Source organism: Streptomyces sp. NPDC107538 (genome assembly GCF_055657445.1).
Map to the genome: position 1 here is coordinate 1 of NZ_JBVKAY010000002.1, position 18,815 is coordinate 18,815.

The window sequence follows — 18,815 nt, forward strand, 5'->3', positions numbered from 1 at the left end:
TACTACGGCGACGAGATCGGCATGGGCGACAACATCTGGCTCGGCGACCGCGACGCCGTACGCACCCCCATGCAGTGGACGCCCGACCGCAACGCGGGCTTCTCCTCCTGCGACCCGGGACGGCTGTCGCTGCCGACGATCATGGACCCGGTCTACGGCTACCAGGTGACGAACGTCGAGGCGTCCATGTCCTCCCCGTCGTCGCTGCTGCACTGGACCCGCCGGATGATCGAGATCCGCAAGCAGAACCCGGCGTTCGGCCTCGGCACCTACACCGAACTCCCCTCGTCCAACCCCTCCGTGCTCGCCTACCTCCGTGAACACGGGGACGACCTGGTGCTGTGCGTGAACAACTTCTCCCGTTTCGCCCAGCCGACCGAACTCGATCTGCGCGCCTACGAAGGACGTCACCCCGTCGAACTCATCGGCGGAGTGCGCTTCCCGGCCATCGGTGAACTGCCCTATCTCCTCACCCTCGCGGGCCACGGCTTCTACTGGTTCCGCCTACGCAAGGACGCCGTGTAAGCCCGCCCGGAACCCCGGGCGGGCCGGTTTCCCCCGGCCCGCCCGGGGCACGCAGACAGGAACACCCCGCCCCCGGGGAAAGGACGCGAGGCCATGTCGGAAGCCGCCACGCAGTCGGAAGCCGCCGCGCACTCCACCGCGACAAGTCCCGCTCCACCGCCCGCCGCGGAGCCGGGTCCCGGGCTGCTCGTCTCCCTGGAACCGCTGCTGCGGGAGTGGCTGCCCCGGCAGCGCTGGTTCGCCGGGAAAGGGCGGCCGGTCACCGGGTTCAGTCTGGTGGCGGCCACCGAGCTGCTGCCGGTGGGAGCCGCCAAGGCCGGGCTGCTGCACCTCCTCGTCCGCGCCCACCAGCCGCTGGTGCCGTCCCAGGGGGCCCCGGCCCACCCCGGCGACTGCTACCAGCTGCTGCTCGGCGTACGCGAGACCCTGCCGCCCCGGCTGGCACCCGCGCTCATCGGGCATGTGGCCGAAGGGCCGCTGGCGGGGCGGACGGTGTACGAGGCGCTGCACGATCCACGGCTCGCCGATGTGCTGCTGGAGGCGCTGCGCTCGCAGGCACACGTCGGAGAGCTGCGCTGCGAACGGGACACGCGGAGCGAGATTCCCGAGGGCCTGGTGCCGCGTGTACTGACCTCGGAGCAGTCCAACTCGTCGATCGTCTACGGCGATACGTTCATCCTCAAGCTGTTCCGCAGGGTCGTCCCCGGGGCCAACCCCGATCTCGAACTGCCCCTGACGCTGTCCCGCGAGAACTGCCCCCGGGTCCCGGCGCCGGTGGCCTGGATGCTGGCGGACCTGGGCCGCACCCCCGCCGAACGCGACGCCCACACCCTGGGCGTCCTCCAGCCGTTCCTGCACGGCGCGGCCGACGGCTGGGAGCTGGCGCTCAGCGTGCTGGCCAAGGGCGAGGACTTCACCGCCGAGGCACGGGCGCTGGGCCGCGCGACCGCCGAGGTGCACACCGCGCTGACCCGGGCGCTGCCCACGGTCACGCTCGGCCGGCCGCAACTGGAGGCGCTGGTCGACGGGATGACCGGACGCCTGGAGGCCGCCGCGCAGGCCGTCCCCGCGCTGCGGCCGTACGCCCCCGGTCTGCACACGGCGTTCGAGGCGCTGGCCGACCTGGCCGCCGAGGGGCGTACCTGGACCGCGCAGCGTATCCACGGCGACCTCCACCTGGGGCAGTGTCTGCGCGCCCCCTCTGGGGAGTGGTCGCTCATAGATTTCGAGGGCGAGCCGTCGAAGCCGCTGGCCGAGCGGCGGATGCCGCAGCCCGTCGCCCGCGACATCGCCGGCATGCTCCGCTCCTTCGACTACGCCGCGCACTCGCTGCGGCCCCCGGCCGACAGCTGGGCGACCGCGTGCCGGGCCGCGTACTGCTCCGGTTACGCGGACGTCGCCGGGGCCGATCCCCGGACCGATCCCGTGCTGCTGCGCGCGTACGAGACCGACAAGGCGGTGTACGAGGTCCTCTACGAGGCCCGGCACCGCCCCGACTGGCTGCCGGTGCCCCTGGCCGCCGTCCACCGCCTGGCCACGGACCCCTGCACCGACACCCCCTGACCCCGCCCCACCCGAGGAGACCGTCCCTGTGACTCCCCGCCCGCCGTCCGACGACAGCACGCCCCACCCCGACACCCCGGCCGAGGCCCCGGCCGCGGTGACCGAGACACCCGCTTCGGTGAAGAAGGCCGCCGCGAAGAAGACGGCCACGACGAAGAAGACGGCCACGACGAAGAAGACGGCCGCGAAGAAGAAGACGGCCGCGAAGAAGGCGACGGCGGCGAAGACGGCCGTGAAGAAGGCCGTGGCGAAGAAGACGACGGCGAAGACGACTGTGGCGAAGAAGACCGCGGTCAAGAAGACAACGGCGAAGCGCACGGCCGAACCCGTCGCCGCGAAGGCGGCCGAGAAGCCGGCCGAGGGGGCGCCGGCGGTCAAGAAGACCGCCGCGAAGAAGACCGCCGGCGGCGGCAAGGCCGCGCCGCGAAAGGTGACCGTGGCGGAGGGGGCGGCGGCGGAGACACCGGCCGAGAAGACCCTGGCGAAGAAGACGACGAAGACGGCCGCGAAGCAAACAGCCACCAAGAAGGTCGCGGCGAAGAAGACGGCCGCGAAGAAGGCCGTAGCAAAGAAGGCCGTAGCCAAGAAAGCCGTGGCCAAGAAGACCGTGGCCGACAAGGCGGTGGCCGAGAAGGCCGTATCGAAGAAGGCCGTAGCCAAGAAAGCCGTGGTCGAGAAGGCGGTCGCCGCCAAGGCCACCCCCACCAAGGCCGCCACCGCCGGCGCCGTGGGCAAGAAGGCCGTGGCCAAGAAGGCCTCCGCGAGGAAGCCCGTGAAGGCGGTGAAGGCGGCGCAGGCGCCGCAGGGCGTGGCCGGGGTCGCCCCTGACCCGGCCGCTTCCGGGTCGGTCCTGACCGAGTCGGTGACGGCCTCCGAACCGGCGGTCCCGCACCAGACCACCACCGAACCGGCGACCGTCCCCGAACCGACGGTCCCCCACCAGGCCACCACTCCCCCGACCGGCCCCGACCCGGTGCTCCCCCACCAGGCGACCACCGAGCCCGTACCGCCCCCCACCCCCACCCAGCCCGCCTTCACCCCCGCCATGGACGGCGCCGACCGCGAACGGCTGCTGGCCGGGACGCATCACGCGCCGCATGCCGTGCTGGGGGCCCATCCCGCGCCCGGCGGGGTCGTGTTCCGGGCGTTCCGGCCGTACGCGCTCGGGGTGAGCGTCGTGGCAGGCTCACTGCGGGCGGAGCTGCACGACGACGGGGGCGGGTTCTTCTCGGCGCTGCTGCCGCTGCGGGAGGTGCCGGGGGCGTACCGGCTGCTGGTCTCGTACGAGGGGACGGAGCAGGAGACGGAGGACGCGTACCGTTTCCTGCCCGCGATCGGTGAGCTGGACCTGTATCTGATCGGCGAGGGCCGGCACGAGGAGCTGTGGCGGGCGCTGGGCGCCGAGCCGATGACCCACCAGGGCGTCACCGGCACCCGGTTCACCGTGTGGGCGCCGAACGCGCGCGGCGTACGCCTCGCCGGGACCTTCAACTTCTGGGACGGCTCCGGCTTCCCGATGCGTTCGCTGGGTTCCTCGGGCGTGTGGGAGCTGTTCGTGCCCGGGATCGGCGAGGGCGAGCTGTACAAGTTCGAGATCACCCGGCCGGACGGCTCGAAGACACTCCGCGCGGACCCGCTGGCCCGCCGCACGGAGGTCCCGCCCCTCACGTCGTCGGTCGTCCACGCCTCGCACTACGAGTGGACGGACGAGGAGTGGCTGGCCAAGCGCGCGGAGGTCCCCGCACACGAGGCGCCGTTCTCCGTCTACGAGGTCCATCTGCCCTCCTGGCGCCCGGGATTGACGTACCGTCAACTCGCCGAGCAGCTCCCGGCGTACGTCGCCGACCTCGGCTTCACCCATGTCGAACTGCTGCCGATCGCCGAGCACCCCTTCGGCGGCTCCTGGGGCTACCAGGTCACCGGCTTCTACGCCCCGACCGCCCGCCTCGGCACCCCCGACGACTTCAAGTACCTGGTCGACGCCCTGCACCGGGCCGGGATCGGGGTGCTGATGGACTGGGTGCCGGCCCATTTCCCGCGGGACGACTGGGCGTTGGCCGAGTTCGACGGGCGTCCGCTGTACGAGCACGAGGACCCGCTGCGGGCGGCGCACCCCGACTGGGGGACGCTGGAGTTCGACTACGGACGCCGTGAGGTGCGCAACTTCCTGGTGGCGAACGCCCTGTACTGGTGCGAGGAGTACCACATCGACGGGCTGCGGGTGGATGCCGTGGCGTCGATGCTGTACCTCGACTACTCGCGCGAGGCGGGCCAGTGGACGCCGAACGAGCACGGCGGCCGGGAGAACCTGGACGCGGTCGCCTTCCTCCAGGAGATGAACGCGACCGTGTACCGGCGGGTCCCGGGGGTCGTGACGATCGCGGAGGAGTCCACGGCCTGGGACGGGGTCACCCGTGCCACCCACCACACCGGACCGGGCGGCTTCGGCGGGCTCGGCTTCGGGCTGAAGTGGAACATGGGCTGGATGCACGACTCGCTGGGCTACATGGCCAAGGACCCGATCCATCGCAAGCACCACCACAACGAGATGACCTTCTCGATGGTGTACGCGTACAGCGAGAACTACGTGCTGCCGATCTCCCATGACGAGGTCGTGCACGGCAAGGGCTCGCTGGTGTCGAAGATGCCGGGCGACTGGTGGCAGCAGCGAGCGAACCACCGCGCCTACCTGGGCTTCATGTGGGCCCACCCCGGCAAGCAACTCCTGTTCATGGGGCAGGAGTTCGCGCAGGGCGCGGAGTGGTCGGAGGCGCACGGGCCCGACTGGTGGCTCCTCGACCCGGCGTACGGCGCCGAGGCCGACCACCGGGGGGTGCGGGACCTCGTCCGTGACCTCAACACGGCCTATCGCGCCACACCGGCCCTCTGGGAGCAGGACACCCGGCCCGCCGGTTTCTCCTGGATCACGGGCGACTCGGCGGAGGACAACGTCCTGGCGTTCCTGCGCCTGGCCGAAGACGGCACGCCCCTGTTGTCGGTCTCCAACTTCAGCCCGGTCGTCCGCGAGGACTACCGGCTGGGGGTCCCGGAGGAGATCCCGGCCTGGCGGGAACTCCTGAACACGGACGCGGCGACATACGGCGGCACCGACACCACGACCCCCGACCCGATCAAGCCCGACCCCCACCCCTGGCACGCCCGCCCCGCCAGCATCCGCCTCACCCTCCCCCCACTCACCACGGTCTGGCTCCGCCCCGCCTGATCTCATCCGCGGGCCCGGTGGGGGCTGGTCGCGCAGTTCCCCGCGCCCCTCAAAAAGCAGGGGCTACGCCCCATGCTTTTTGCTTTTAGGGGCGCGGGGAACTGCGCGAGAAGCCCCACCGGACGGACGCCTGGGGGTCGAAGGGGCGCAGCCCCTGGGGGATGGGACGGGTAGGGGCGGCGGGGGCGAGAAAAGGCGACCGGCGGCGGTCAGACGCCCTTCCGCCCCCGGGACATCATCCGCCGCAACACCCCCAACACCCCACCCCCCACCCGCTCCCCACCGGACGACACCACCGAACCGGAGTCGGCCACAGGGCCAGGCACCGCACCCGGCACCACCGGCCCCCCCACCCCACCCCGCGCCGCCAACTCATACCGCACAGGCAACAACCGCAACCCCCGCACCACAGGCCCCGACCGCCAAGGCAACTGATCCGGCGGCAACGTCAGCTCCGCCCGAGCGAAGTGCTCGAACACCCGCCCCACCGCCGTCGTCACGATCGTCCCCGCCAACTCCCGCGCCGCACTGGGACACTGATGCTGCCCCGCCCCCCACGCGAGATGCGCCCGCGTACTGACGGCGGAGTCCACAAGATGCGAGGTCCCGATCGACAGCAGATCCCGATGCGCGGCCGCCACCGACGGCGACACGATGTCCCCGGCCCGGATCCAATAGTTCCCGAGCCGTACGTCCCGCGCCGCGAACCGGAAACACAGATTGGCCGTCGGCGGATTCACCAGCGCCGCCCGGTTCACGGCCTCCCCGAGCTGCCCGTTGGACAGACTCCGCCGCACGGTCGCGTTCCCCCGCAGCACTTCGAGGAGCGTGTTGCAGACCATGTTCCCGGTGATGTCGTTGAGATAGACCGCGTTCATGAACAGCTCACGGCCCAACTGCTCGTCGCTCAGCGTCGGATCGGACAACAGCATGTAGGAGGTCAGATCCTCCCCGGGACGCGACCGCCGGTGCGCCGCCAGCCGGGTCATCGTCTCCGAGGCCCGCCCGGTCGCCGCCCCCGCGTCCGGCCCGCCGTCCAGCATCCGCCACAGGTCCATGACCAGTTCGTCGCCCAGCTCCACAGGACAGCCGAACAGCTTGGTCGTGACCATCAGCAGCAGCGGCCGGGTGTACTGCGCCGCGAGGTCCGCGAACCCGGTGGTGCCGGACTCGGCCGCGAGGACGCCGATCAGCTCGTCGGCGTACCGGGTGACGGCCGCTCGCAGCTCCCAGCCCTCGGGCGAGTGCCCGTCCTGGAAGGGCCGCATCGCCGAGTGGTAGCTCAGCCGGGCGTGCCGGTGCTCCTCGTCGTCGAGGAACATGGTCTGCCGGACCTCGTACCCGGCGAGCAGCGGCCAGTCCTGCGGCAGCCGCCCCTCCGCCCGCGCCCGCCAGTGCCGTACGTCGCGCCGCCACACGCTCTCGTTGCGCAGGACCTCCAGCACCTCGCGGTAGTCGAGAACCAGCCAGGCCGGCACCCCCATCAGCCCCACGGGTGCCACGGGTCCGTGCGTTCTGCGCAGTCGCTCGTAGACGCCGCCCGGATCCACGTCGAACTCCGAGGTCAGCAACGGCTCCACGGGCAGCGATTCCAGACCGGGGCCGCCGGACGGGGCGGCCGCGAACGGATGTGTTTCCATGACCGACACGCATACCGTAGGAACCATGCACGAGCAGTGACGATGACGGGAACTGTTACGGGTTGGTGATCCCCGATGCACCTGTGGTGACGGTGGCGGGAGGGGCGTCTGCCGGGTAACCGGCAGACGCCCCTCCGACTGGCACTCCGCCCATCGCCTTCAGGCCAACACCGACGGCTCCTCCTCCACCTCCCTCTACGCCTCCCCCTACACCTCCCCCAACGACTCCCCCAGCGCCGCCGGCAGCTCCTCCGCGTGCACGACACCCAGCGTCTGCGTCGCCCGCGTCAGCGCGACATACAGATCGCTCGTGCCGAACCGCGCCGGCTCGACGACGAGGACGGAGTCGAACTCCAGCCCCTTGGCCTGCCGGGGGTCGAGGAGGACGACGGTCCGGGTCAGATCGGGCTCGGCGCCCGCCGTCACCCCGTCGAGCCGGGCGGCCAGCGCCCGGTGCAGGGCGCGCGGCGCGATCACCGCGAGCCGCCCCTCGGCGGGGGTCAGCTCGGCGACCGCCTTGGCCACCTCCACCGGCAGGTCCCTGGCCGCCGCGCGGCGCGCCCAGGGCCGTACGCCCGTGGACCGTACGGAACTCGGCGGCTCGAAGTCCGGCCGCTCGGCGCGGACGACACCGGCCGCTACCGCCATGATCTCGGCGGGAGTGCGGTAGTTGACGCCGAGCCGGGTGTGCTCCCAGCGGTCCTCGACGTACGGGGCGAGGATGTCGGCCCAGGAGCCGACGCCCGCGGCCTCCGCCGTCTGGGCGGGGTCGCCGACCAGGGTCATCGAGCGGGTCGGCGAGCGGCGCATCAGCAGCCGCCAGGCCATCGGCGACAGCTCCTGCGCCTCGTCGACGATGATGTGCCCGAACGCCCAGGTCCGGTCGGCCGCCGCCCGCTCGGCGGCGCTGCGGTGGTCCTCCTCCTCGTGCCGCTCCGCGAACCGTTCGGCGTCGATGATGTCGTGCGCGGACAGCACCTCCGACCCGTCGGGGTCGTCCTCCTCCTTGTCCTCGAACTCGTACGTCCGGGACGCGTACGACACCTCCAGCACGCCCTGCGCGTAGGCGATCTGGGTCTCCCGCTCCCGCTCGGCGCGGGCCCGTGCCACCCGGTCGTCCTCGCCCAGCAGTTCGGCCGCCTCGTCGAGCAGCGGCACGTCGGCGACGGTCCACGCGCGCGTGACGGGACGGCGTACGGCGTCGGCGTCCTCCGGCGGCAGATACGCGTCGGGCTCGGCGAGGAAGTCGGCGATCAGCCGGCGCGGGGTGATCCGCGGCCACAGCGCGCCGATGGCGGCCCAGACCTCGGGGTTCTCGGCGAGTTCGTCGCGGATCTGGGTGATGTCACTGGCGTCGAGGATGTTGGAGCCGTCGTAGGGGTCGGTGCCGATGCGTTCGGCGACCATCTCCGTGAGCGTGTTGAGGATGTAGCCCTCGAAGTGTTCGCGGGCCGCGTTGTGCGGGAGTTTCGCCTCGCGGGTGCGCTCGCGGGCGACCCGTACGAGGTCGTCGTCGAGCATCAGGATCTCCCGGTCGTGCTCGATGGCGATCACCGGGTCGGGCAGCGTCTGCCGGTCGCGTACGACGGCCGCGAGGACGTCGGCCATGGCGGCGCTCCCCTTCACCCGGGCCGCCTCGGGGGTGTCGGTGGCGGTGGCCCGTACGCCGGGGAACAGCTCGCCGACCGTGGAGAGCAGCACGCCCGTCTCGCCCAGCGACGGCAGCACCTCGCCGATGTAGCCGAGGAAGGCGGGGTTGGGGCCGACGACGAGAACGGCGCGCTTGGCCAGCAACTCCCGCTGCTCGTACAGCAGGTAGGCGGCCCGGTGCAGGGCGACGGCGGTCTTGCCGGTGCCGGGGCCGCCCTCGACGACCCTCACGCCCTGGTGCGGGGCGCGGATGATCCGGTCCTGCTCGGCCTGGATGGTCTGCACGATGTCGCCCATGCGGCCGGTGCGGGCGGAGTTGAGGGCGGCCAGCAGCACGGCGTCACCGGTCGGGTCCTCGTAGCCGGTGCGGGTCTCGTCGCCGAGGTCGAGGATCTCGTCGTGCAGGGCGGTGACCGTGCGGCCCTCGGTGGTGAGGTGCCGGCGGCGGCGCAGGCCCATCGGGGTGTGGCCGGTGGCGAGGTAGAAGGGCCGGGCGACGTCGGCGCGCCAGTCGATCAGGATCGGGGTGCGCTCGGTGTCGTCCTCGCGCAGCCCGATGCGGCCGATGTGGTGGACGGCCCCGTCGGCGAGATCGAGCCGGCCGAAGCAGAGCGAACCGTCGACGGAGTTCAGCGCGGCCAGCAGCCCCGAGCGCTCGGCGACCAGGATGTCCCGTTCCAGCCGGGCCTGCATGGGCGTGTTCCCCTGGGCGAGCGCGTCCGTGACGGACCCCTCGGTCTCACCGCGCAGGGCGTCCACACGGGCATACACCCCGTCGATGAATTCCTGCTCGCGCCGCAATTCATCATCGTGTGCATCATGCGAAAAGCCGGTGTTTGACAATTCCACTCCCGCCCGGATATACTGTGTTCACTGATGCTTCTTTGCGACTCCATTCTTCGGAAGTCGCGAACCATTAAATATACGCAGGAAAAACCCCCGAGCGCAATTACGCTCGGGGGTTTTTCCTGCTCTTGTCCTGCTCTCGCCGATGTCAGAGCACGTCGTCCAGTTCCGCCAGCAGCCGCCGCTTGGGCCGGGCGCCCACCATGGCCTTCACCGGCTCACCGCCCCGGAACACCATGAACGTCGGCATCGAGAGCACCTTGTAGGCGTTGGTGGTCTCGGGGTTCGTGTCCACGTCCAGCTGCACCACCTTCAGCCGCTCCCCCTCCTCCGCGGCGAGCGCGCTGAGCACCGGTCCCATCTGCCGGCACGGCGGACACCAGTCGGCGGTGAACTCCACGAGCACCGGCAGCTCCGCCCCGATCACCTCCGCCGCGAAGTCCGCGTCCGTCACCTCGGCCACACCAGCCGCCCTGATCACAGCTCTCCGCCTCCCACACCCAGTTCGCACACCGGCTCCGGACCACCCGGAACCTCCGCCTCGGCCGCCAGCCGCTCCCGCGCCCGCTCGGCCCGCGCCAACTGCGCACCGACCGACGCCCGCACCGCCGCCAACTCACCGATCAGCGCGTCGAGTTCGTCCAGCTTCCGCCGGTACACCGCCAGCGACGCCGGGCACGAGTCACCCTCCGGGTGCCCCGCCCGCAGACACTCCACGAACGGCCGCGTCTCCTCCAGGTCGAACCCGAAGTCCTGCAAGGTCCGGATCTGCCGCAACAGCTTCAGATCCGCCTCGTCGTACGTCCGGTACCCGTTCCCGGCCCGCCGCGCGGGCAACAGCCCCCGCGCCTCGTAATACCGCAACGCCCGCGCCGTAGTCCCGGCCCGCTCCGCCAGCTCCCCGATCCGCATACAAGGACGGTATGCCTTGACGCCGACGTCAAGGCAACCGCGCCCCGTCAGGGGCGCGGGGAACTGCGCGAGAAGCCCCACGGACCCGGGCCGACCGACGAACCGAAAAAGCCGAGTGGCCAGGTCAATAGGGGGAGGACCTGGCCACTCGGGGTTCTGGGGATATTCGGTTGTGGGGCCCCCGGCCCCTAAGGGGCGCGGGGAACTGCGCGACCAGCCACACTCAGCCCGCAGCCACAAGACGGCCTAGGCCTTGGCCAGCTCCTTCTCACCCTCCGGCTCAGCCGCGACCGAAGCCGGCGCAGCCGCCCCGTGGCCGTCGTCCAGCAGCGTCGCCTCGTCGAACGGCGCCTGCCCGGCGAGAACCTGGCTCACCCGCTCCTTGTCGATCTCCTTGGTCCACGTACCGATGAGAACCGTGGCGACCGCGTTGCCCGCGAAGTTCGTCAGGGCGCGGGCCTCGCTCATGAAGCGGTCGATGCCGACGATGAGGCCGATACCGTCCACCAGGGCCGGCTTGTGGGACTGGAGGCCGCCCGCGAGGGTGGCAAGACCCGCACCGGTGACACCCGCCGCGCCCTTGGAGGCGACCAGCAGGAAGAGCAGCAGCGGAATCTGCTCGCCCACCGACATCGGCGTACCCATGGCGTCGGCGATGAACAGGGACGCCATGGTCATGTAGATCATGGTGCCGTCGAGGTTGAAGGAGTAGCCGGTCGGGACGGTGATGCCGACGACGGGCTTGCTGACACCCAGGTGCTCCATCTTCGCGATGAGGCGCGGCAGCGCCGACTCGGAGGAGGAGGTGGACAGGATCAGCAGGAACTCACGGCCCAGGTACTTGAAGAGCGTGAAGATGTTCATGCCCGCGACGGCCTTCAGCAGCGCGCCGAGCACGATGAAGACGAAGAGGAAGCAGGTGACGTAGAAGCCGAGCATCAGCACGGCGAGGCTCTTGAGGGCGTCGAGGCCCGCGGAACCGGTCACGGCCGCGATCGCGCCGAACGCGCCGATCGGGGCGGCCCACATCACCATCGCGAGGATGCGGAAGACGAGGCGCTGGATGTGCTCGACACCGCGCAGGATCGGCTGACCGGAGTCACCCATGGCCTGGAGCGCGAAGCCGGCGAACAGGGCGACGAGCAGCGTCTGGAGGACCTCGCCGCCGGTGAAGGCGGAGACGATCGTCGTGGGGATGATGCCGAGCAGGAACTCGGTGGTGTCCTTGGCCTCGGCCGACACCTGCGCCTGACCGGTCTCCTTGATCGCGTCGGTGACCGCGAGACCCGTGCCGGGCTCGACGATGTTGCCGACGACCAGGCCGATACCGAGGGCGACCAGCGACATCACCGTGAAGTAGGCGAGGGCGATACCGCCGACGGCGCCGACCTTCGCGGCCTTCCGTACGGAGCCGATGCCCAGCACGATCGTGCAGAAGATGATCGGGGAGATCATCATCTTGATCAGGTTCACGAAGCCGGTGCCGATGGGCTTCAGCTCGACGGCGAAGTCGGGGGCGATGAGACCCACGGCGATGCCGAGGGCCACAGCCACGATCACGGCGATGTACAGGTAGTGGGTGCGGTCCCGCTTGGCGGGTGCGGTAGGTGCCGTATGGGTGGTGCTGGCCACGGCTGCCCTCCTCGTCGACGACGTCGTCGGCTCGCTGTTCCGGCGTGCGGCTCACGTCCGGGGGAATTCGGGAGACGGTCTCCCAGGTGGGAACCGGCGGGTTCCCGGGTGGAAGCGCTGAGGCTTCCCGGTGGAAGCGCTGGGGCTTCCGGGTGGAGGCGCTGGGGCTTCCGGTGGGAGACCGGCTCCCGGGTCGGGAACCGGCGGGTTCCCGGAGCCGGGAGTTGGGGGACTTCCGGCGGTGGGAGCGGGGCTCCCGGGGGTGTGGGAGCCGGGGCTCCCGGCGGTGGAAGCCGGCGGGCTTCCGGCCGGAGGCTTGGGGGCCTCCGGTGGTGGGAGCTGGGGTGCTCCCGGTGCGGAGAGACTGGCTCCCAGTGGTGGGAGAGGTGCCTCCCGGGGGTGGGAGACGGGCTCCCGGCGGCTCGGGTCGTGGGGTCCCGGTGCGGGAGTCGTACTCCCTGTCGCTGTCCATGTGCTGGACGGGTCGATGGTGTGACTATGTCTCGCCCTGTGAGGGCGGTCACCCTTCCGTTCATTTAGTTCACGCCTACACGTCGATGCAGACTGGGGCCATGCGCGTCCCGTCCCTCCTCCGTCCCCGCAGCCTGGCCGGTCAGCTCTTCGCCGTGCAGGCGGTGCTGATCGCGGCCGTCGTGGCCGGATACGCGCTGTTCACGTACGTCAGCGACCGCAGCCAGGCGGAGGAGGCGGGGACCCGCCAGGCCATGGCCGTGGCGGTCACGGTCGCCGACTCCCCCTCCGTCCGGGCGGCGATCCACACGTCCGAACCGACCAAGCAGCTCCAGCCGTACGCCACGGAGGTGCAGCGGCACGCCGGCGTCGACTTCGTCACGATCATGACCCGGGACGGTATCCGCTGGACGCACCCCAACCCCGACCTGATCGGCGAGCACTTCCTCGGCCACATAGAGAAGCCCCAGAACGGCGAGTCCTTCACCGAGACCTACACCGGCACCCTCGGCCCGTCGGTCCGCGCGGTCGTCCCGATCATGGAGGACGGCAAGGTCATCGGCCTGGTCAGCGCCGGTATCAGGGTCCAGGCGATCAGCGACCGCGTCCAGGAGCAGCTGACCGCCCTGGTCGGGGTGGCCGCCGGCGCCCTGGCCCTCGGCGGCATGGGCACGTACATCGTCAACGCCCGGCTGCGCCGCCACACGCACAACATGAACGCCGCCGAGCTGAGCAACATGCACGACTACCACCAGGCCGCGCTGCACGCCGTGCGCGAGGGTCTGCTGATGCTCGACGGCCAGTACCGGGTGGCGCTCATCAACGACGGGGCGCGGGAGCTGCTGGGCGTGACCGACGACGTGGTCGGCCGCTCGGTGGCCGACCTGGGCCTGCCCGCGCCGCTGACGGGCGCCCTGCTCTCCTCCGAGCCCCGGGTGGACGAGGTGCTCCTGACCGCCGAACGGGTGCTGGTGGTGAACACCTCCCCGGTCTCGGGCGGGCAGCGCCGGGGCGCGGTGGTCACCCTCCGGGACGTGACCGAGCTGCAGTCCCTCACGGGCGAGCTGGACTCCGAACGCGGCTTCACCGAGGCGCTGCGTTCCCAGGCGCACGAGGCCGCCAACCGTCTGCACACCGTCGTCTCCCTCATCGAGCTGGGCCGCGCGGACGAGGCGATCGACTTCGCGACGGCCGAACTGGAACTGGCGCAGGCCCTCACGGACAAGGTCGTCGCGGCGGTGAGCGAACCGGTCCTCGCCGCCCTGCTGCTGGGCAAGGCCGCCCAGGCCAACGAGCGGGGCGTGGAGCTGGTGGTCTCCGAGGACAGCCGTATCGACGACGGCCTCCTCCCCGAGTCCCTCCCCGCCCGCGACCTGGTCACGGTCCTGGGCAACCTGATCGACAACGCGGTGGACGCGGCCCAGGGGTCGGGGGGGGCGCGGGTGACGGTGACGGCGTACACGGACGAGCGTGTGACAGAGGGTTCCGTGCTGGTGCTGAGGGTGGCGGACACGGGGGCCGGGGTGGACCCGGCCCACACGGAGGCGGTCTTCGAGCGCGGGTTCTCGACGAAGCCGGCGGGGCCGGGCGGGCGGGGCCTGGGCCTGGCCCTCGTACGGCAGACCGCGCGCCGGCACGACGGCACGCTGACCGTGGCGGAGGCGGCCGGGGGCGGGGCCCAGTTCGAGGTACGGCTGCCGCTGGGCACCAGCGGCGGCGACGGGGCGGGTCCGTCGGGGCGGGACACGGGGGAGGGGGACTCCGGGGCGCGGGGCTCCGTGGGGCATGATGCCGCGGTGCGGGACAACGACGACGATGTCCGGGCCCCTCGGGCCACAGTGGCTGGAGGCGACGACGTATGACGAAGGCCGGGTCCGGTGACCCCATCAGAGTCCTGGTCGTCGAGGACGATCCCGTGGCCGCCGACGCGCACATGATGTACGTCGGCCGAGTCCCCGGTTTCACGGCGGTCGGCAAGGCGCACACGGGCGCGGAGGCGCGGCGCGCGCTGGACCGTATGCCGGTGGACCTGCTGCTGCTGGACCTCCACCTGCCGGATGTGCACGGCCTGCAGCTGGCCCGCTCGCTGCGCGCGGCCGGCCACCACGCGGACGTGATAGCGGTGACGTCGGCGCGGGACCTGACGGTGGTGCGGGAGGGCGTCTCGCTGGGCGTGGTCCAGTACGTCCTGAAGCCCTTCACGTTCGCGACCCTCCGCGACCGCCTCGTCCGCTACGCCGAGTTCCACGCGGCGGCCGGCGAGGCGAGCGGCCAGGACGAGGTCGACCGCGCCCTGGCGACCTTGCGCGCCCCGGGCCCGGCCGCCCTCCCCAAAGGCCTGAGCGCCCCCACCCTGGAACGGGTCACGGTCACCCTCCGGGACGCGGGCGAGGGCCTGACGGCGGCCGGGGTCGCCGAGGCGGTCGGCATCTCCCGCATCACGGCCCGCCGCTACCTGGAACACCTCGTGGACGCGGGCCGCGCGGCCCGCAGCCCGCAGTACGGACAGGTGGGGCGGCCGGAGCTGCAGTACCGCTGGGTGAAGGGCCAGCCCGGTCCCCAGCCGGGGCCTGGCCCCGGCTGATCACCGTGCATGTCACCGTGCATAGGGTTCCGCCATGAACGACGAGATCCTGGCCACGGTCGGGCATGAGTTGTACTCGTTCGACGGCCGGATACTGGAGATCTTCGGCAGCCATCCCCAACGCTTCCACATCCGGCACCTGGACCTACGGATCACCGGCCCCGACCGCAAGGGGAGGCGGACCGTGGAGATCGAGGGCCCGGGGACGCACACCACCTGGCACTACACGGCGGCGGAGTGGGAGCAGGCGCCCGGCCTGGTGGCGCTGCTGGAAGCGGTGCGGGGGGCCATCGCGCGACTCCCCGAGCAGGAACGCCGGCCTCACCGGCCATGAAGCAGCGTCGGCAGAAGAAGCTCTCCCGCCACCTCTTCGAGGCGATCCTGTCCGGTGACGCCGACCGCACGAAAACCCTGCTGCGCGGTGGAGCGAACCCGGAGCGCGGAGACCCGGACGGCACCACTCCGCTGTACCTGGCCTCGGTGCAGGGCGAGGCCGAAGTGGCCCGCCTGCTCCTGCAGGCCGGCGCCTCCCCCGACACGGAAAGCAGGGGCCCCGGCGCGGAGGGCACCCCCCTGTGCGCGGCCGCCTGCTGGGGCCACACCGCGACGGTCCGTGAACTGCTGGCCCACGGCGCCGACCCCCACCTCCGCGAGGACCACGGCACAGGCTGGTCCCCACTGGCCTGGGCGAACCACGGCCCGCACCCCGAGACCGCGGCGCTCCTCAGGGAGTGGCGGGCCGGCTGAAGGGCATGGCGTAGAGAACGATCTGCACCCCGAGCCCGACGACCGTGAGCGCTTCGACGCCGGAGAGGACCACGAGCCCCACACCGGCCCCACCACTCACCCAGTACACCGCCAGCCCGGCGAACGGCACGACACAGAAGGCCAGCAGATCGATCCCGCACTGTATGGCCTTACGGGACCGCCGCCGGGTGTCCGCACGGTGGGCCACTTCCCAGTCGAAAACCTTCTCCGCCCCGGCCAGTTGCGCGAGGCGCGGCCCGAGATCCCCCCGCACATACGCCCCGATCGCCGAGATCTTCTGGTCGTTGACGAGGTAGGTCCACCCGAGCACGACACACACGGGCGGCAGCGCCAGCAGCATCGCGGGCTGCCCGGCCTGCGCGGAGGCGGCGATGACCGCCGCGAGAACAGTGAGCGTGACGTACAGCAGATTGTCCCGGAACCCGATCCGCGTCTTCTGCTCGTCCTTGACGGTCTGATACTCGACGAGCAGCAACTGCCCGATCGTGACGTCGCCCCGGTCCGACACCCGTGCCCCCTACCCCTACCCCTACCCCGCGCCAACAGAGCCGCTGCTCAGGCGAGTTACCCAGCACCTTACGGGGAACCGGTGCAGACGCATTGACCTGACTAGACCACTCCTCGTACCGTCACCGGGCACCCACCCAGGCCACAACGACGTAGCCAGCAGGAGGTCGTGCCCGTGCGCCCCACCGCACCCCACCCCCGCCGATTCCCTCGTCGATCGCCCCTACGCCTCCTCCTCACCGCCGCGCTGGCGATCACCGCGCCGGGCGCGCTCGCCGCGTGCGGCAGCGGCTCCGGCAGTGACCCGGACACGGTGGAGGTCTCCTACAAACAGTCCACGGACAACCAGGTCCGTGTGATGGACACCTTCCTCGCCGACGTCAAGAAGCAGTTCGAGAAGGCGAATCCGGGCAAGAAGGTGAAACTCGTCCCGATCAAGGCCCCGGACTCGGAGTACTACACCAAGGTCCAGCAAATGCTGCGCTCCCCGAAAACGGCTCCGGACCTGGTCTACGAGGACACGTTCCTCATCAACTCGGACATCACGAGCGGCTATCTGAAGCCGCTGGACGACTACTTGGCCGACTGGACGGACTGGGACCAGTTCATCGACACGGCCAAGACCGCGGCGAAGGCCGAGGACGGAAAGACGTACGGCATTCCGGACGGCACGGACACACGTGGTCTCTGGTTCGACAAGGCGATCTTCGAGAAGGCGGGCCTGCCTGCGGATTGGCAGCCCAAGACGTGGGACGACGTGCTCGACGCCGCCCGCGCCATCAAACGGAAGGTCCCGGACGTCATCCCGCTGAACGTCTACACGGGCAAACCCGCCGGCGAGGCCGCAACCATGCAGGGCTTCGAAATGCTCCTGTACGGCACGGAGGGGGCCACAAGCAATGGCGCCGACCCGCTGTACGACGAGAAGTCCAAGAAATGGAAAGCGGGCACCCAGGGTTTCAAAGACGCCCTCACTTTCGTGGAGACGGTCTACAAGGAGAAACTGGGCCCGGAGGTCTCCGACGCCCTCGACCCCAACATCTCCACCCGGGTCCGCGGCGAACTCCTCCCCGAGGGCAAACTCGGCATCAACCTCGACGGCTCCTGGCTCCCCCAGGACTGGCTGCCCGGCAGCGGCCACGCATGGCCGGAATGGTCGGAGAAACTCGGCCTCGCCCATATGCCCACCCAGAACGGCCAGTCCCCCGGCAAGGTGAGCATGTCCGGCGGCTGGACCTGGGCCATCCCCGACAAGGCCGGAAACCCCGACCTGGCCTTCAAGTTCATCGAAACCATGCAGACGAAGGCGAACGCCCAGAAGTGGTACATCGCCAACTCCGGAATCGCCGTCCGCAAGGACGTGGCCTCCGACCCCGCCTACGCCGAGGCCCAACCCGGCATCAAGTTCTTCACCGACCTGGTGTCGAGCACGCACTACCGCCCGGCGTACCCGGCGTATCCCAAGGTCTCCACGGCCATCCAGGAGGCGATGGAATCGGTGACGACGGGCGACGCGTCAGTGGCGGAGGCGGCGAAGAACTACGACGAGGAACTGAAAACGGCGACGGACGACCAGGTGATCGAGGAATGAGCGCCCGCATATGAAGGGGCCTGCTGCGGGACCGCCTCACCCCGCACTCCGCACAGCCACCCGTCTCCTCCCCCTCACCCCCGCCACCCTCCTCCTTCTCCTCTTCCTCGCCGGCCCCATCGCCTACTGCGCCTACATCGCGTTCACCGACCTCCAACTCACCGGCCAGGCCGAGGACTCCTTCATCGGCTTCGAGAACTTCCGCACGGCCTTCGGCGACGAGGCCTTCCTCAACGCGGTCTGGCTGACCCTGGTCTTCACGGTCGTCTCGGCGCTGCTGGGCCAGAACACGCTGGGCCTGGCACTGGCGGCGCTGATGCAACGCGCCTCAAAACCCGTCCGCACGCTGGTGGGAGGAATAGTCGTCACGGCGTGGGTCCTCCCGGAGGTGGTGGCGGGCTTCCTCCTCTACGCCTTCTTCCGCCGCGAGGGCACCCTGAACGCCGTCCTCGACTGGCTCCATCTCCCCACCCAGAACTGGCTGTACACACTCCCCATCCTGGCGGTGTCCTTCGCGAACGTCTGGCGAGGAACAGCCTTCTCGATGCTCGTCTATTCAGCGGCCCTGAACGAAATCCCGAAGGAAATCACGGAAGCGGCGGAAATGGACGGCGCGGGTGGTTGGCGCCGCATGTGGCACATCACCCTCCCGATGATCCGCCGCTCGATCGGCACGAACCTGATGCTGATCACCCTCCAGACCCTGTCGGTCTTCGGCCTGATCTGGGTGATGACGAGAGGCGGCCCCGGCGGCAAAAGCCAAACCCTCCCCCTCTTCATGTACGAGGAGGCGTTCCAGAAAAGCATGATCGGCTACGGCACGGCGGTGGCGCTGTTGCTGCTGGTGGTGGGTTCGCTGTTCTCGGTGGTCTATCTGCGGCTTCTGCGGACGGAGGTGTGAGT

At 70.7% G+C, this 18,815-nt stretch carries 15 protein-coding genes; 9 read left to right on the plus strand and 6 right to left on the minus strand.

The genetic code is table 11. The features are described from left to right. The 3 genes from ACZ7MG_RS05865 to glgB all read left to right on the plus strand — a co-directional run. A partial coding sequence (locus ACZ7MG_RS05865) for an alpha-glucosidase C-terminal domain-containing protein (protein WP_471946116.1) occupies nucleotides 1-525 on the plus strand: 525 nt, incomplete at its 5' end. 93 nt (nucleotides 526-618) lie between these two features. Then, nucleotides 619-2,088: a maltokinase N-terminal cap-like domain-containing protein gene (locus ACZ7MG_RS05870; protein ID WP_471395333.1), complete on the plus strand. Its 1,470-nt coding sequence runs from the start codon at nucleotides 619-621 to the stop codon at nucleotides 2,086-2,088. 28 nt (nucleotides 2,089-2,116) lie between these two features. Beyond that, nucleotides 2,117-5,311 (plus strand): 1,4-alpha-glucan branching enzyme, encoded by a 3,195-nt coding sequence (glgB, locus tag ACZ7MG_RS05875; protein WP_471395332.1) that lies wholly within the window; start codon nucleotides 2,117-2,119, stop codon nucleotides 5,309-5,311. A gap of 209 nt (nucleotides 5,312-5,520) precedes the next feature. Here glgB and ACZ7MG_RS05880 read toward each other — a convergent pair whose 3' ends face one another. From ACZ7MG_RS05880 to ACZ7MG_RS05900, 5 genes are all read right to left on the minus strand, one after another. Further along, entirely contained in the window at nucleotides 5,521-6,951 is a 1,431-nt protein-coding gene (locus ACZ7MG_RS05880; protein ID WP_471395331.1) for a cytochrome P450, read from the minus strand. 207 nt (nucleotides 6,952-7,158) lie between these two features. Next, entirely contained in the window at nucleotides 7,159-9,402 is a 2,244-nt protein-coding gene (locus ACZ7MG_RS05885; RefSeq protein ID WP_471395330.1) for a HelD family protein, read from the minus strand. 193 nt (nucleotides 9,403-9,595) lie between these two features. After that, the gene (locus ACZ7MG_RS05890; RefSeq protein ID WP_471395342.1) at nucleotides 9,596-9,910 is read right to left on the minus strand and encodes a thioredoxin family protein; all 315 of its coding nucleotides are present in this window, start codon (nucleotides 9,908-9,910) and stop codon (nucleotides 9,596-9,598) included. A 14-nt stretch (nucleotides 9,911-9,924) separates the two neighbouring features. Then, nucleotides 9,925-10,359, minus strand: coding sequence for a MerR family transcriptional regulator (locus ACZ7MG_RS05895; RefSeq protein WP_471395329.1), 435 nt, complete (start codon nucleotides 10,357-10,359; stop codon nucleotides 9,925-9,927). 246 nt (nucleotides 10,360-10,605) lie between these two features. Next, complete coding sequence (locus ACZ7MG_RS05900) at nucleotides 10,606-11,991, minus strand: cation:dicarboxylate symporter family transporter (protein ID WP_471395328.1); 1,386 nt, start codon at nucleotides 11,989-11,991, stop codon at nucleotides 10,606-10,608. Nucleotides 11,992-12,563: 572 nt separating this feature from the next. Here ACZ7MG_RS05900 and ACZ7MG_RS05905 point away from each other — a divergent pair. Genes ACZ7MG_RS05905 through ACZ7MG_RS05920 form a run of 4 tightly spaced genes read left to right on the plus strand, consistent with a single transcriptional unit; the run spans nucleotide 12,564 to nucleotide 15,793 of the window. Further along, the gene (locus ACZ7MG_RS05905; RefSeq protein ID WP_471395327.1) at nucleotides 12,564-14,324 is read left to right on the plus strand and encodes an ATP-binding protein; all 1,761 of its coding nucleotides are present in this window, start codon (nucleotides 12,564-12,566) and stop codon (nucleotides 14,322-14,324) included. Further along, nucleotides 14,321-15,046 (plus strand): response regulator, encoded by a 726-nt coding sequence (locus ACZ7MG_RS05910; protein ID WP_471395326.1) that lies wholly within the window; start codon nucleotides 14,321-14,323, stop codon nucleotides 15,044-15,046. Before ACZ7MG_RS05905 ends, ACZ7MG_RS05910 begins: the two co-directional genes overlap by 4 nt. A 34-nt stretch (nucleotides 15,047-15,080) precedes the next feature. Continuing rightward, nucleotides 15,081-15,380, plus strand: coding sequence for a hypothetical protein (locus ACZ7MG_RS05915; protein WP_471395325.1), 300 nt, complete (start codon nucleotides 15,081-15,083; stop codon nucleotides 15,378-15,380). Continuing rightward, complete coding sequence (locus ACZ7MG_RS05920; protein ID WP_471395324.1) at nucleotides 15,377-15,793, plus strand: ankyrin repeat domain-containing protein; 417 nt, start codon at nucleotides 15,377-15,379, stop codon at nucleotides 15,791-15,793. The genes ACZ7MG_RS05915 and ACZ7MG_RS05920 overlap by 4 nt, the downstream gene beginning before the upstream one ends. Here ACZ7MG_RS05920 and ACZ7MG_RS05925 read toward each other — a convergent pair. After that, nucleotides 15,771-16,322: a hypothetical protein gene (locus ACZ7MG_RS05925; RefSeq protein ID WP_471395323.1), complete on the minus strand. Its 552-nt coding sequence runs from the start codon at nucleotides 16,320-16,322 to the stop codon at nucleotides 15,771-15,773. The two genes, ACZ7MG_RS05920 and ACZ7MG_RS05925, sit on opposite strands and share 23 nt — an antisense overlap. A 174-nt stretch (nucleotides 16,323-16,496) precedes the next feature. On the opposite strand from ACZ7MG_RS05925, the gene ACZ7MG_RS05930 reads away from it, so the two are divergent. Both ACZ7MG_RS05930 and ACZ7MG_RS05935 read left to right on the plus strand, forming a co-directional pair. Continuing rightward, a complete protein-coding gene (locus ACZ7MG_RS05930) occupies nucleotides 16,497-17,912 on the plus strand; it encodes an extracellular solute-binding protein (protein ID WP_471395322.1) in 1,416 nt (471 codons plus the stop codon). 10 nt (nucleotides 17,913-17,922) lie between these two features. Next, a complete protein-coding gene (locus ACZ7MG_RS05935) occupies nucleotides 17,923-18,813 on the plus strand; it encodes a carbohydrate ABC transporter permease (protein WP_471395321.1) in 891 nt (296 codons plus the stop codon). Nucleotides 18,814-18,815: the final 2 nt, after the last annotated feature.